This is a genomic window from Streptomyces chattanoogensis (assembly GCF_001294335.1).
Lineage (GTDB): Bacteria > Actinomycetota > Actinomycetes > Streptomycetales > Streptomycetaceae > Streptomyces > Streptomyces chattanoogensis.
Genome location: NZ_LGKG01000068.1, coordinates 277,007 through 290,555, shown reverse-complemented (window position 1 = coordinate 290,555; position 13,549 = coordinate 277,007). Strand labels below are relative to the sequence as shown.

At 72.8% G+C, this 13,549-nt stretch carries 9 protein-coding genes and 1 pseudogene; 1 reads left to right on the top strand and 9 read right to left on the bottom strand.

Annotated features, from left to right (window positions below):
* A pseudogene (locus ADL29_RS10245) lies at window positions 1–1,043 on the bottom strand (YccS/YhfK family membrane protein); the annotation flags it as partial.
* A gap of 302 nt (window positions 1,044–1,345) precedes the next feature.
* On the opposite strand from ADL29_RS10245, the gene ADL29_RS10240 reads away from it, so the two are divergent.
* Complete coding sequence (locus tag ADL29_RS10240) at window positions 1,346–2,380, top strand: alpha/beta hydrolase (RefSeq protein WP_046927960.1); 1,035 nt, start codon at window positions 1,346–1,348, stop codon at window positions 2,378–2,380.
* Between the two features lie 20 nt (window positions 2,381–2,400).
* On the opposite strand, the gene ADL29_RS10235 is transcribed toward ADL29_RS10240, so the two are convergent.
* The 8 genes from ADL29_RS10235 to ADL29_RS10200 all read right to left on the bottom strand — a co-directional run bounded on the left by ADL29_RS10235 (window position 2,401) and on the right by ADL29_RS10200 (window position 13,453).
* On the bottom strand, window positions 2,401–3,273 hold the full coding sequence (locus tag ADL29_RS10235) for an ABC transporter permease (protein ID WP_425424215.1): 873 nt from the start codon (window positions 3,271–3,273) through the stop codon (window positions 2,401–2,403).
* Window positions 3,270–5,969, bottom strand: a complete 2,700-nt coding sequence (locus ADL29_RS10230) for an alpha/beta fold hydrolase (RefSeq protein WP_053923346.1) — start codon at window positions 5,967–5,969, stop codon at window positions 3,270–3,272. The genes ADL29_RS10235 and ADL29_RS10230 overlap by 4 nt, the downstream gene beginning before the upstream one ends.
* A 135-nt stretch (window positions 5,970–6,104) precedes the next feature.
* A complete protein-coding gene (locus ADL29_RS10225) occupies window positions 6,105–6,638 on the bottom strand; it encodes a GNAT family N-acetyltransferase (protein ID WP_053923345.1) in 534 nt (177 codons plus the stop codon).
* A gap of 213 nt (window positions 6,639–6,851) precedes the next feature.
* Entirely contained in the window at window positions 6,852–7,958 is a 1,107-nt protein-coding gene (locus ADL29_RS10220; protein WP_245689272.1) for a hypothetical protein, read from the bottom strand.
* A 175-nt stretch (window positions 7,959–8,133) separates the two neighbouring features.
* A complete protein-coding gene (locus tag ADL29_RS10215) occupies window positions 8,134–9,627 on the bottom strand; it encodes a CoA-acylating methylmalonate-semialdehyde dehydrogenase (protein ID WP_053923343.1) in 1,494 nt (497 codons plus the stop codon).
* A gap of 35 nt (window positions 9,628–9,662) precedes the next feature.
* A complete protein-coding gene (gene iolD / locus ADL29_RS10210; RefSeq protein ID WP_053923342.1) occupies window positions 9,663–11,546 on the bottom strand; it encodes a 3D-(3,5/4)-trihydroxycyclohexane-1,2-dione acylhydrolase (decyclizing) in 1,884 nt (627 codons plus the stop codon).
* Entirely contained in the window at window positions 11,543–12,508 is a 966-nt protein-coding gene (gene iolB, locus ADL29_RS10205) for a 5-deoxy-glucuronate isomerase (RefSeq protein ID WP_053923341.1), read from the bottom strand. The genes iolD and iolB overlap by 4 nt, the downstream gene beginning before the upstream one ends.
* A gap of 57 nt (window positions 12,509–12,565) precedes the next feature.
* Window positions 12,566–13,453 (bottom strand): Cgl0159 family (beta/alpha)8-fold protein, encoded by an 888-nt coding sequence (locus ADL29_RS10200; protein WP_053923340.1) that lies wholly within the window; start codon window positions 13,451–13,453, stop codon window positions 12,566–12,568.
* Between the last annotated feature and the right edge of the window lie 96 nt (window positions 13,454–13,549).

Sequence of the window (13,549 nt, the reverse complement as noted above, 5' to 3'; positions counted from 1 at the left end):
CCTTCCTCCCGCCCGCCCTGCCCGCGTTCCGCCCCGGTGGCGGGGCGGGTGGCCCGGACGGGTTCATCGGTGAGTTCGACGGCGTCGGCGAGCAGGGAGATCAGACGGTAGGCGGAGCGGCGGGCGGCGCCGTGGAGCATCGGGCCGGAGGCGGGGACCTCGAGGGTGGCCATCGCCTCGGGCGCCAGGCGGACGGGGCCGGCGTGCCGTACGGCGTGCGCGACGGCGTCCAGGACGGTGCCCGCGGCCTGGAGGAGATCGCGGACGCGGTCGCGTTCGGGGCCCTGTGTCGGGGCGCCGACCACGGGGTCGGCGAGCGAGGCGAGGACGGGCCGGACGCGTTCGGCCAGACCGCGGGGACCGTGCAGCTGGACGGGGCGGCGCCTGGCCTGACGGGCGGTCACGGCGGACGCGAGGCGGGCGTCCATCAGGGGCGCCGGGTCGAACGGCGCCACCGGGTCGTACCGCAGCCGGCGGGCGTAATCGGCCTCGGCGGCCAGGGCGTCGGCGAGGGCGTCGCGCTGCACCCCCCAGGGGCGTACGGGGAAGACGACGATGAGCGCGGCCTGGACGAGGCCGCCGCAGAAGATCAGGGCGGCGTGCTGCAGGGCGCCGAGGACGGAGGTCGGCAGGGTGACGGTGACCAGCATGATCGCCACGGTCAGCGTGCCGGCCAGGCCGGAGACCGGGCCGACCGCCCAGGCCATGCCGGCGAGCAGGGTCCACCCGGCGATGAGCAGGACGAAGGCGGGCAGGTGGGCGGCGACCAGGTAGCCGAGGAAGGTGGAGACGGCCAGGGCGGCGGCGACGGCGAGCGCCAGGACGGGACGGGGCCGCATGCTGCGCTGGAAGGTGACGAGTCCGGAGGCGAAGGCGCCGAACGCGGAGGAGACCGCGAGGGCCGGGTCGCCGCGCCACAGGCACAGCCCGAGGACGATGGCCACCCCGGCCGCGCCGCGCACCGCGATCACCGGTGTGAGCTTGGCCTTCTCGATGGCCAGTCCGGAGCGGGCGGTCTCCTTCAGCGCACGCGACCAGGTCATGGCGAGAGAATACGGCCCGGGAACACATGACGAGGAGCGGCCGGAAACGGTCGTTTTCCGGACCTGGGTGTGCGGCCGGAGACCCCTGCGCCAGGCCGCCACCCGAGCCCCCGTACCGGGAAAATGACGGTAAAACGGGCTCCTGCCGGACGTAAAACGTCCCAGGTCAGGGCGGTGCGCCCGAATGTGGGGTGTCCGGTGCGACGAATCCGACACATCGGAGAGGAAACCTTCGCGCGGCGCGGTCCCCTCTTGCTGGCCGACCGGGGTGTTGCCCGGTCTGTCCGGCAAGGAGAGGCGTCGTGCGCAAAGCCCTGTTCACCCCGGTGATCGCCCTGATCACCCTGACCGTTCTCGCCGGCGCGGCCGGCTGCGGCACCGGCGCCACCCGCGCGGCGGGCCCCGTACGGTTCGCCGACCCCGGGCCGGGCACCGCCTCGCACGCCGCGGACACCGGACAGCACAACGGGAAACGGTCGCTGGTGCGGTTCCCCACCCGTCCGATCAGCTTCACCGAGCAGAGCCGGGTCGGCGGGGCCGGCGAGAACACCCCGATCGGCATGACCACCCTGCACGGCCCGAAGTCGGGCTTCACCGGGAAGGTGTGGGTGTGGGCACCGCCGGAGTACTACGACAAGCGCAACGCCCGCAAGGGCTTCCCGGTGATGATGGCGCTGCCCGGCTCCTACGGCTACCCGGTCAACTACTGGATCGGCTCCGACCTGAAGCTGGAGGAGAACCTCGCCCAGTGGTCCAAGGACGGCACCAGCCTGCCGTTCATCGTCGTCATGCCGGTGCTCAACCCCAATGACAAGCAGTACTACGACGGCAGCGACATACCGGGCCAGCCGAAGATCGGCACCTGGCTCAGCCAGGACGTGCCCGATCTCGTACGGCAGAACTTCCGCACCCTGGCCACCCGCGACGCCTGGGCGATCATGGGCTCTTCGTCGGGCGGCTTCGCGGCGCTGAAGAACGTGCTGCAGAACCCGGGCACGTTCAAGGTGGCCATCCCCAACGGCCCCGACATCGTGCCCGACTCCCCGCTGTGGAACGGCCACGCCCGGGAGGAGCAGGCCAACAACCCGGAGGTGCTGGCCCGCCGGCTGATAGCGCGCGGCGGACCGGAGGTCTATCTGGCGTTCCAGGACGGATCCAAGGAGCACACCGTGCTGCCCAAGGTCCGCCAGTTCATCGCCCAGTACGGCCACGGGCCGGTCAGGACGCGGCTGCAGATAGTCCAGGACGGGACGCACAGCGCGGGGACCTATGTGCAGGGGCTCGGCGAGGGCACCATGCAGTGGGTCAGCGCGCATATGCAGGGGCCCACCGCCTGAGAGCCGGTGCGCCCGCGGCCCTACGACACCACGTCCTTGCGCGCGAACCCCCGGAACGCCAGCGCGGCCAGCACCAGCGCATACGCCACCGAAACCGACGCCCCCTGCACCATCCCCGACCACTCCATCCGGGGCTGCAGGGCGTCGGCCCAGGAGTACTGCCAGTGGGCGGGCAGCACATCGCGCCAGGTGCCGAGGGCGGTGACCTGGTCGAGGACATTGCCGACGATGGTCAGTCCGACGGCGCCGCCGACCGCGCCCAGCGGCGCGTCGGTCACCGTCGACAGCCAGAACGCCAGGGCCGCGGTGACCAGCTGGCTGACGAAGACATAGCCGACCACGACCGCCAGCCGCGGCACCGCGTCCGCCGCCGGCAGGGCCCCGCCGGTGGGCAGTTGGAGCGGCCCCCAGCCGTACGCGGCGGTGCCCACACCCAGCGCGACCAGCGGCAGCACCACCATCGCGGCCGCGCTGAACGCCAGCCCCACGGTCAGCTTGCTCAGCAGCAGCCGGGCGCGCGGCACCGGCGCGGCCAGCAGATAGCGCAGCGAGGACCAGCTCGCCTCGGAGGCCACGGTGTCGCCGCAGAACAGCGCCACCGGGACGACCAGGAGGAAGCCCGCGGAGACGAAGAGGGCGGTGGCGGCGAAGTTGGCGCCGGAGGCGGTGGCGGTGTCCATCAGGGTGATCCGGCCGTTGCGGCCGCCGGGGTCGCCGCCGATGGCGAAGGCCGCGACCAGCACGAACGGCAGCAGGGTGAGGATCGCGGCGATCACCAGCGTGCGGCGCCGCCGCAGCTGCCGCAGCGCCTCGACGCGCAGCGGGAGGGTGCGGCGCGGGCGGTAGCCCGGCGCCATCGGCGCGGGGTTCGCCGACATCGGGCGGCTGCTCATCGGGCGTCACCTCCGATCAGGGTGAGGAAGGCGTCCTCCAGGCGGCGGTGCGGGCCGATGCGGTTCACCGGGATCTCCAGCCGGACGAGTTCGGCGAGCAGGTGGTGGGCGGTGGTGGTGCCGTCCAGCCGTACGAGGAGGCCCTCCTCGGTGCGTACCGCCGAGGCGACGCCCGGCAGCGCCGCCACCTTCTCCGTCAGGGCGTCGCCGACCGGTTCCGCGACGCCGACCAGCAGCGTGTCGCCGGAGCCGGTGATCTCGGCGACCGGACCGGCCTGGACGAGCCGTCCGCGGTCCATGACGACCAGATGCGTACAGCTCTGTTCGACCTCGGACAGCAGATGGCTGGAGACGATGACGGTGCGCCCGGCGGCGGCGTAACGGATCATCACCTCGCGCATCTCGCGGATCTGCGGCGGGTCGAGGCCGTTGGTGGGCTCGTCGAGGATCAGCAGGTCCGGCAGGCCGAGCATGGCCTGGGCGATGGCCAGACGCTGCCGCATGCCCTGGGAGTAGGTGCGTACGGCACGCTGCAGGGCATCGCCGAGACCGGCGATCTCCAGCGCCTCGTCCAGGTGCGCGTCGGCGGCGGGGCGGCCGGTGGCCCGCCAGTACAGCTCGAGGTTGGCGCGCCCGGACAGATGCGGCAGGAATCCGGCGCCCTCCACGAACGCGCCGACCCGGGAGAGCACCGGCGCACCCGGCCGGATCACCTGCCCGAAGACCCGGATCTCGCCGTCGTCCGGGCGGATCAGGCCCATCAGCATCCGCAGCGTGGTGGTCTTGCCCGCGCCGTTCGGCCCGAGCAGGCCGAGGACCTGGCCCTTCTCGACACGGAAGGACAGGTCCCGGACGGCATACCGGTCGGCGGAGCCGGCGTAGCGCTTGCTCAGACCGCTGATCTGCAACGGGACGTCGGCAAGCGCCGGATCGGGTGCGGGCGCGGCGGTCCGGCGGCGGGCGGTGAGCAGCAGCAGCGCGGCGACGACGGCCGCGGCGGCGGGCAGTTGCCAGGTCCAGGCGGGCAGCGGCGCGGCGGCGCTGTCTGTCCGGGGTGCGGTGGGCACGGTGAGCGCGCTCTTGAGGGAGACGGTGTAGGCGGCGGGCCGTACCGGTGAGGCGTAGCCGAGGTCGGTGGCGGAGAGCACCAGGCGCAGCCGGTGCCCGGCGGCGAACTCATGGTCCACGGCGGGGAGCTGGAGGCGTACGGTCTTTCCGTCCCGGGCGTCCTGGATGCGGTACGGGGTGACGAGCTGGGCCGGCAGCACCTGGCGGCGGCCGTCCGGGGCGACGTCGTAGACCTTGGCGAAGAGCACCGCGTCCGCGGCATCGGCCTGTACGTGCACGGTGGCGGTGGGGCTGCCGGTCAGATGGAGCGGGGTGCGCAGCGGCGCGGAGTCGAAGCGGGCGTACTGGCCGGGGAAGTCGACGGAGAGGCCGGCGCCCATGGAGGACAGGCTGCCGAGCGCGCCGACGCCGGGCACGGAGGAGACGGCGGGCGGTCCGGCGCCGGCCGGGTTGGTGAAGCGCTGGGTGTGTCCGGCCAGTTCGACGCGGTGCGGGTCGTGGTCCAGGCCCGGGTAGCGGTCGCCGTCCGCGCCGCGCAGGCGCAGGGACCCGTTGGTGGAGTCCACGCCTGAGCTGCGGCTGATGCGGAACGCGGGCCCGGTGCCGGAGCTTTTGTCGCCCTTCAGATAGCGGTCGAACCACGCCTTCGTACGGGCCGCGATCCGCGCGGTCTCGCGGTCGCCGCCGTCGTGTCCGCCGGCGGTCCAGTCGACGGCCACCGGGGCGCCGTTCGCACGGATCGCCTTCGCCATGGCGTCGGCCTGGCCCAGCGGGAAGAGGGAGTCCTGCTGCCCCTGGGTGATCAGGGCCGGCACCTTGATGCGGGCGGCGACGGCGGACGGGCTGCGCGCCTCGAGGAGCCTGCGGGCGGCGGCATCCGGCGTGCCCGCGACGGCGACCCGCTCGTACATGGCGCACAGGTCGGCCGCGAACCGTCCGCAGCCGCCGGACGGTGCGGGGGTCGTGCCGGGTGTGCCGGCGGGGGCGCCCGCCGCGCCGGTGGTGAAGAAGATCCCGGCCCACAGCTTCTTGAACACGCCGTTCGGGAAGAGGGCGTCCGCGAGGTTCCAGTAGGTGATCTGGGGGGCGATCGCATCGACGCGGCGGTCGTATCCGGCCGCGAGCAGCGAGATCGCGCCGCCGTAGGAGGCCCCGGCGACGCCGACCCGGGGATCGCCGGCCTTGTCGAGCCGCACCTCGGGCCGCTTCGCCAGCCAGTCGATCAGCCGGCGGACGTCGGCGACCTCACCGTCCGGGGCGTTCAGCCCGATCTTCCCGGTCGACTTGCCGAAACCGCGGGCCGACCAGGTCAGTACCGCATAGCCGTCCCGGGCCAGTTGCTCGGCCTGGGCGCGGACATCGGCCTTGCTGCCGCCGAAGCCGTGGCCGAGCAGGACGGCGGGGCGGCGGCCGTGCGGGGAACCCGCCGTGAAGAAGGAGGTGTCGATCCGTACGTCCTTCGTCCGGCCTGGCCTGTCGGGCCTGTCGGGCATCGCCAGAACCTGGTCCTCGCGATGCACTGCGGGCGCGGCACCGGAGGACGCAACCGTCCAGGTGCCGCCCCCTGCCAGAACGGCCAGAGCGCCCGCGGCCGCGTACCAGCGCCGCCCGCGCAGTCGGAGATCCATGGCCCGATCCTAGGTACGGCCCGGGAGCCGGTGCCCCGTCCCCCGGGCGGAACCCCGTGACCTCCCAGCGGTGTAGGCGGGCCGGGGCCCGTACCGCGGCTGCGGTACCGGGCCCCGGGTTCCCCGTGGATCCGGTTACGGGGCCACGGCGCGGTACCGGGCCGTCTTCTCGTCGCTGCTCCAGTGCTCCAGCCCGGCCTTCTCCAGGACCCGGCCGGACGCCGGGTTGGTCAGTTCCACATCGCCGAAGACGGTGTGCACTCCGGGCGCGGTGAAGGCGAACTCCACCATGGCCGCGGCCGCTTCGGTGGCATAGCCGCGGCCCCGGCGCGAGGGGACGATGCCGTAGCCGACCTCGAGGCGGCCCTCGTCCGGCGGCCAGAACAGGCCGATCGCGCCGACCACCAGGCCGCCCACCCGCTCGATGATCTGGCGCTGGCCGTACGGGCCGAGCGCGTCCTGGCGCCCGGCGAGGAATCCGGCGATGGCCCGGTCGCCCTCGGCGGGGAAGTCGGCCGCCCAGTGCGGGGACCGGACGTCCTCGAGGACGGCGGCGATCTCGGCCGCGGTCCAGGTCCGCAGGACGAGGCGGCCGGTCGTCAGATCCGTACCCGTACCGGCCGGAGTCGGAGAGGAAGAGGAGGAAGAGGAGGAATACGAGGAAGACATGGAGCACTCCTGGTCGTCGGTGAACGACCGGGCCGCGCTGGTCAGCTGGGGACGGGAACCGTCCCGGCGGCCCGGACGAAGGTATGCCGATGAGGGGCCTGGCGGGCCATATTCATCAACCTCCCTCGCTCGTGCCGCAGAACCGACCGGCCGAAAGTAGCAAGCGGGGCGCGTGGTGTGCAGGGAATTTCCTGCGGCGCAGGTTCTTGCGGCTCAGTACTGCGGCGGGCCGAATCCGCCCTGGGGCGGCGGCATGGGCGGGCCGGGCTGCTGCCAGCCGGCCGGGGGCGGGCCCTGCGGGCCGGGCGGGACGAAGCCCGGGGGTGCGAAGCCGGGGGGTGCGAAGCCGGGGGCGGCGAACTGCGGGGCCTGCGCGGGCGGGTACCAGGCGGGGGCCACCGGCTCGCCGCGGGCCATCAGGGCGAGCAGCGCCGCCGAGCCCAGCAGGTCCAGCAGCAGCTGGACGATGGCGAGGATGCTCAGAACCGGCATGGTGTCGCTCACCTGGAAGAGCGTGCCGTTCTCGGCCATCCCGATCACCGCCAGCAGGGCGCTGGGCAGCGACAGGACCGACAGCCCGATGGCCAGACCGCGGGCCGCGCTGCCCCGCATCAGGCTGTTCAGCCCGGCCAGGGCGGTCAGCGCGAGGGAGACCAGCGCGGACCAGCCGGGCGACAGGGCCAGCAGCGAGCTGAGCACGCCCCGGCCGAGGTAGAGCATCTCGAAGGAGCCGGTACCCCCCTCGACCAGCATGTACAGGATCCAGAACACGTTGCCCACGGCCATCGCGCCGAGCAGCAGCCCGCCCACCACCCCGGCCGTCCGGGCCGGGCGGACCGGCGGGGCGCTGGGTGTGGTGCGCGGCCAGGAACGCATCCCGGCGAGCAGCACGATGCCGGCGACGAGGGTCACCAGGAACAGCAGCACGCTGCTGATGAAGACACCGTCGAAGGTCGAGGTGCCGGTCTCGGCGTGCAGGAACCACTTGTCGTCGCTGGTGTGGCTGCCGACGCTCACCGCGGCCTGCAGCGCGGTGGCGAAGGTGAAGGTGGTGGCGACGGCCAGCAGCCCGCCGGCCACCCGCTGTCCGGCGAAGGCCGCGAACACCGCGGCCAGCTGGACGGCGGCGAGCCCCAGATGGAAGGGCCCGGTGACCTGGTTGGTGCCGCCGCGCCCGGAGGTCCAGGCGTCCCAGAGCCCGTCGATGCCGAATTCACCGAGGTCGACGGCCATCCAGTAGGCCGTGAAGAGGAAGAAGAGCAGGCAGAATGCCCCGCCTGTGATACGGGCGCCCTTGGCGAGCGCCATGGATTGGTGCATTTCGTCCCCCGGTGCTGTCGGTACGCGGCGAGCAAGCACCGTAGCAACGGGCCGGACCCCCTGCCGAGGGGGCCCGGCAGAGGGTCCGGCAGGAGGTCCGGCAGGAGGTCCGGCAAGAGGTCCGGCAAGGGATCCCGGTCAGGGCGTACGGCCGGGCCGTCCGTCCGCGGGGCCGTCAGTGGTTGCTGGGGAAGCCCAGGTTGATGCCGCCATCGGACGGGTCCGGCCAGCGGGTGGTGACGACCTTGCCGCGGGTGTAGAAGTGCACGCCGTCGTTGCCGTAGATGTGGTGGTCGCCGAAGAGCGAGTCCTTCCAGCCGCCGAAGGAGTGGTAGCCGACCGGCACCGGGATCGGGACGTTCACGCCGACCATGCCGGCCTCGACCTCCAGCTGGAAGCGGCGGGCCGCGCCGCCGTCCCGGGTGAAGATCGCGGTGCCGTTGCCCCACGGGGAGTTGTTCATCAGCTCGATGGCCTGCTCGTACGTCTCGACGCGGACGACCGAGAGCACCGGGCCGAAGATCTCGTCGCGGTAGGCGTCCATCTCGGGCGTGACGTTGTCCAGCAGCGAGACGCCGATCCAGTGGCCGTCCTCGTACCCCTCGACGGTGTAGCCGGTGCCGTCGATGACGACATCGGCGCCCTGGGCCGCGGCACCGGTGACATACGAGGCGACCTTGTCACGGTGGACCTTGGTGATCAGCGGGCCCATCTCGGAGGCCGGGTCGTCGCCGGGGCCGATGCGCAGCTTGTCGGCGCGCTCCTTGATCTTGCCGATCAGCGGGTCGGCGGTGTCACCGACGGCGACGACGACGGAGATCGCCATGCAGCGCTCACCGGCCGAGCCGTAGGCGGCGTTGATCGCGGAGTCGGCGGCCAGGTCGAGGTCGGCGTCCGGCAGCACCAGCATGTGGTTCTTGGCGCCGCCCAGCGCCTGGACGCGCTTGCCGTTGGCGGTGCCGGTGGTGTGGATGTACTTGGCGATCGGGGTGGAGCCGACGAAGGAGACCGCGGCGATGTCCGGGTGCTCCAGGATGGCGTCGACGGCCACCTTGTCGCCGTTGACGATGTTCAGCACACCGTCCGGCAGGCCCGCCTCGGCCGCCAGCTCGGCCAGCTTGAAGGCGGCGCTGGGCACCTTCTCGCTCGGCTTGAGGACGAAGGTGTTACCGCACGCGACGGCCAGCGGGAACATCCACATCGGCACCATGGCCGGGAAGTTGAACGGGGTGATGCCGGCCACGACACCGAGCGACTGGCGGATCGCGGCCACGTCCACCCGCGTCGACACCTGGGTGGACAGCTCACCCTTCAGCTTCTCCGGAATGCCGCAGGCCAGCTCGACGATCTCCAGACCGCGGGCGACCTCGCCCAGCGCGTCGGAGTGCACCTTGCCGTGCTCGGCGGTGATCAGCTGGGCGATCTCGTCGCGGTGCGCATCGATCAGCTCGCGGTACCGGAACAGCACCGAGGTGCGCTTGGCCAGCGAGCTCGTCCCCCACTCCTTGAACGCCTCCTTGGCAGCACGGACTGCCGCGTCGACCTCCTCGGCCGATGCGAAGGCGACCTGCTTCTCCTGGGCACCGGTGGCCGGGTTGTAGACCGGGCCGTAGTTGCCGGAGACGCCCTCGACGGGCTTGCCGCCGATCCAGTGGCTGATGGTCTTCATTCTCGGGGCCTTTCGTACGGTGAAGCGAGCGGATGTCAGAGGTGGCGACGGCGGGCGGCGGTGTGGCGGTCGTACTCCGCGCGCGCGGCCACCGCCGCCGGACGCGTCGCGGTCTCGGCAACAGGCACATCCCACCAGGCCTGGGCCTCCGGCGCGCCCGGCACTGTGTCAGCCGTTTCGGTCTCGACATAGACACATGTGGGCCGGTTCGCGCCACGCGCCTCGGCCAGCGCGGCGCGCAGCTCGGCGACGGTCGCGGCGCGGATGACGTGCATGCCGAGCGAGGCGGCGTTGGCGGCGAGATCCACCGGCAGCGGCGCCCCGGTGTACGTCCCGTCCTTGGCCCGGAAGCGGTACGCCGTGCCGAAGCGCTCGCCGCCCGTCTGCTCCGACAGGCCGCCGATGGAGGCGTAGCCGTGGTTCTGGACAAGGACCATGGTGAAGTTGATGCCCTCCTGGACCGCGGTGACGATCTCAGTGGGGTTCATCAGATATGTACCGTCGCCGACCAGCGCCCACACCGGCCGGTCCGGGGCGGCGAGCCGGACGCCGATCGCCGCCGGGATCTCATAGCCCATGCAGGAGTAGCCGTATTCGAGGTGGTACTGCCGACGGGACCGGGCACGCCAGAGTTTGTGCAGGTCACCGGGTAGGGACCCGGCGGCGTTGATGACGATGTCGGAGTCGTCGACGAGGGCGTCCAGGGCCCCGAGGACCTGTGTCTGGGAGGGCCGTACGGAGGCATCCGGCGCGCCGTAGGCCGCGTCGACCCGCCGCTCCCACTCCGCCTTCGCGGCCCCGTAGGCGGCCTCGTACTCCGCCGCCACCCGGTGTCCGGACAGCGCCCGGGTGAGCGCTTCGAGTCCGGCGCGGGCGTCGGCGACCAGGGAGGTGGCGCCGAGCTTGTGGGAGTCGAAGGAGGCGATGTTGAGGTTGAGGAAGCGGACCTGGGGGGCGGCGAAGAGGGTGGCGGAGGCGGTGGTGAAGTCGGTGTAGCGGGTGCCGACGCCGATGACCAGGTCGGCCTCGCGGGCCAGGGCGTCGGCGGTGGCGGTGCCGGTGTGGCCGATACCGCCGACGTCGGCGGGGTGGTCGTAGCGCAGTGAGCCCTTGCCGGCCTGGGTGGAGGCGACGGGGATGCCGGTGGTGTCGGCGAAGGCGCGCAACGCGTCCTCGGCCTCGCTGTGGTGGACGCCGCCGCCCGCGATCAGCAGGGGGCGGCGGGCGCTGCGGACGGCCCGTACGGCATCGGCGAGGGCGCGGGCGTCCGGCGCGGGCCGGGTGATCCGCCAGACGCGGTCGGCGAAGAACTCCTCGGGCCAGTCGTACGCCTCGGCCTGGACGTCCTGCGGCAGGGCGAGGGTGACCGCACCGGTCTCCACCGGGTCGGCCAGCACCCGCATGGCCTGGAGGGCGGCCGGGATCAGCGCCTCGGGGCGGGTGACGCGGTCGAAGTAGCGGGAGACGGGACGCAGCGCGTCATTGACCGACACATCGCCGGCGGAGGGGACTTCGAGCTGCTGGAGCACGGGGTCCGCGGTCCGGGTGGCGAAGATGTCGCCGGGCAGCAGGAGCACGGGCAGGCGGTTGACGGTGGCGAGGGCGGCACCGGTGACGAGGTTGGTGGCACCGGGGCCGATGGAGGTGGTGACGGCCTGGGCGGACAGCCGGTCGCACTGGCGGGCGTAGCCGACGGCGGCGTGCACCATGGCCTGTTCGTTGCGGCCCTGGAGATACGGGAGTGCGTCGCCGGACTCCAGCAGGGCCTGGCCGATGCCGGCGACGTTCCCGTGGCCGAAGATGCCCCAGCAGGCGTTGATCAGGCGGTGCCGCCGGCCGTCGCGCTCGGTGTACTGGTGGGCGAGGAAGGCGACCAGGGCCTGGGCGACGGTGAGGCGGCGGGTCGTCGGGGCGTTCATCGGGCGTCTCCTGCGGGGGCTTCGCGGCCTGCGACGGCCTCATGGTCTGCGGGGGCTTCGTTGCCTGCGGGGGCTTCGTAGAGGGGGAGCCGGGGGTCGACCGGCCGGCCGGGCCAGGTGTCGCGGATCCAGCCGTGGTCGGGGTGGTCGCAGATCAGCCACTCGCGCGTCTCGCCGGGGCCGGCCATGACGTTGAGGTAGTACATGGTGTGCCCGGGGGCGGCGATGGACGGGCCGTGCCAGCCGTCGGGGATCAGCACGGCATCGCCGCTGCGGACCTCGGCGAGGACGTCCGTACCGCGGCCGTGGCCCGACGGTGTGACGCGCTGATAGCCCAGGCCCGGCCTGCCCCGCGCCTCGGCGATCTCGAAGTAGTAGATCTCTTCGAGCTCGGACTCCTCACCGGGGCGGCATTCGTCGTGCTTGTGGGGCGGATAGGAGGACCAGTTGCCGCCGGGGGTGAGCACCTCGACGGCGATGAGCCGGTCGCACTCGAAGACGTCCGCGGCGGCGAAGTTGTTGACCTGGCGGGAGCAGTTGCCGGTGCCGCGCAGCTCCACGGGGACGGCCGGGGCGGGCCCGTAACGGGCCGGCAGGCGGCGTGCGCAGCGGGCGCCGGTGAGCGCGAAGCGGCCGCCGGGGCGGCTGCCGATCTGGACACGGGCGTCGCGCGGTACGTACGCGAAGTCCGTCACGGCGCTGAACACGCTCTCCCGGCCGGTCAGTTCGAAGGCGTCGCCGTCGTCGGTCAGGACCGTGCAGCCGCCGGACAGCGGCAGCACGATCCACTCACTGTCGCCGGTGGCGAAGGAATGGCGGCCGCCCGGCGGCAGATCGAGGATCCGGAGGGAGGAATGGCCCCAGCCGGCCCGCCCGGGGTCGATGTCCAGGGCGTACGGGCCCCTTGCGGCGCGCCCCGCCTCGAGGTGGAAGTCCGTGAAGCCCGTCAATTCATCGCTCATGACTGCAAGTCTCCTACTCGCCACTGACAGTTACCCGAATCCGGTCACGACCTGCGGCTACAGCAGTCCGACGGCGGTGTCGACGGCCGCCACGACATCCCCGTCGGCGGGGTAGAGCAGCGAGCGGCCCACGACCAGCCCGTGCACGGTCGGCAGCCGCAGCGCCTTGCGCCATTTCTCGTAGGCGGCTTCCTGGTCCTGGACGGTGCGGCCGATGTCGCCGCCGAGCAGCACGGTGGGCAGCGTGGAGGTCTCGCAGACCCTGGCCATCGCGTCGGGGTTGTCGGTGACCGGGAGTTTGAGCCAGGTGTAGGCGGAGGTGCCGCCGAGGCCGGAGGCGATGGCCACGGACTTGGTGACCGCCTCGGCGCTCAGGTCGTTGGTGACCGCGCCGTCGATCCGGCGGGAGAGGAACGGCTCGACGAAGACGGGCAGTCCGAGGGCGGCCATCGCGTCGATGGCGCGGGCGGTGGACTCCAGGGTGGTCAGCGAACCGGGGTCGCTGTAGTCGATGCGCAGCAGCAGTTTGCCGGCGTCGAAGCGGAGCCGGGCGAGGTCCTCGGGGCGGTGACCGGTGAACCGGTCGTCCATCTCGAAGGAGGCGCCCGCGATACCGCCGCGGTTCATCGAACCCATCACGACCTTGCCGTCGAGGGCCCCCAGGAGGAGCAGGTCCTCCAGGATGTCGGCGGTGCCGAGCACCCCGTCCACACCGGGCCGCGACAGCGCGAGCACCAGTCGTTCGAGCAGGTCGAGGCGGTTGGCCATGGCGAGCCGCCGGTCGCCGACGGCGAGCGCGCCGCGGGCGGGGTGGTCGGCGGCGATGATCATCAGCCGGCCGCTGTCGCCGAGGAGGGGGCGGCGGGTGCGGCGGGCGGCGGCCTCCGCGACGGCTTCGGGGTGCCGGGCCCGCAGCGCCGGGAGGTCGCTGATCCGAGGAGTCAAGGCTCAACTCACCTTCTTGAGTGCACACATGGGGCGGGGGATGGCCGTGGGGCGGGTGCGGCCTGGAGTAGGGGTCGCGGGGCGGGTGCGGCGACG

What these genes read in the sequence shown, in the direction of transcription:
- ADL29_RS10235 (WP_425424215.1), bottom strand. Translation starts at nt 3,273, where the DNA reads ATGAGCAGCCGCCCGATGTCGGCGAACCCCGCGCCGATGGCGCCGGGC.
- ADL29_RS10230 (WP_053923346.1), bottom strand. Translation starts at nt 5,969, where the DNA reads ATGGATCTCCGACTGCGCGGGCGGCGCTGGTACGCGGCCGCGGGCGCT.
- ADL29_RS10225 (WP_053923345.1), bottom strand. Translation starts at nt 6,638, where the DNA reads ATGTCTTCCTCGTATTCCTCCTCTTCCTCCTCTTCCTCTCCGACTCCG.
- ADL29_RS10220 (WP_245689272.1), bottom strand. Translation starts at nt 7,958, where the DNA reads ATGCACCAATCCATGGCGCTCGCCAAGGGCGCCCGTATCACAGGCGGG.
- ADL29_RS10215 (WP_053923343.1), bottom strand. Translation starts at nt 9,627, where the DNA reads ATGAAGACCATCAGCCACTGGATCGGCGGCAAGCCCGTCGAGGGCGTC.
- iolD (WP_053923342.1), bottom strand. Translation starts at nt 11,546, where the DNA reads ATGAACGCCCCGACGACCCGCCGCCTCACCGTCGCCCAGGCCCTGGTC.
- iolB (WP_053923341.1), bottom strand. Translation starts at nt 12,508, where the DNA reads ATGAGCGATGAATTGACGGGCTTCACGGACTTCCACCTCGAGGCGGGG.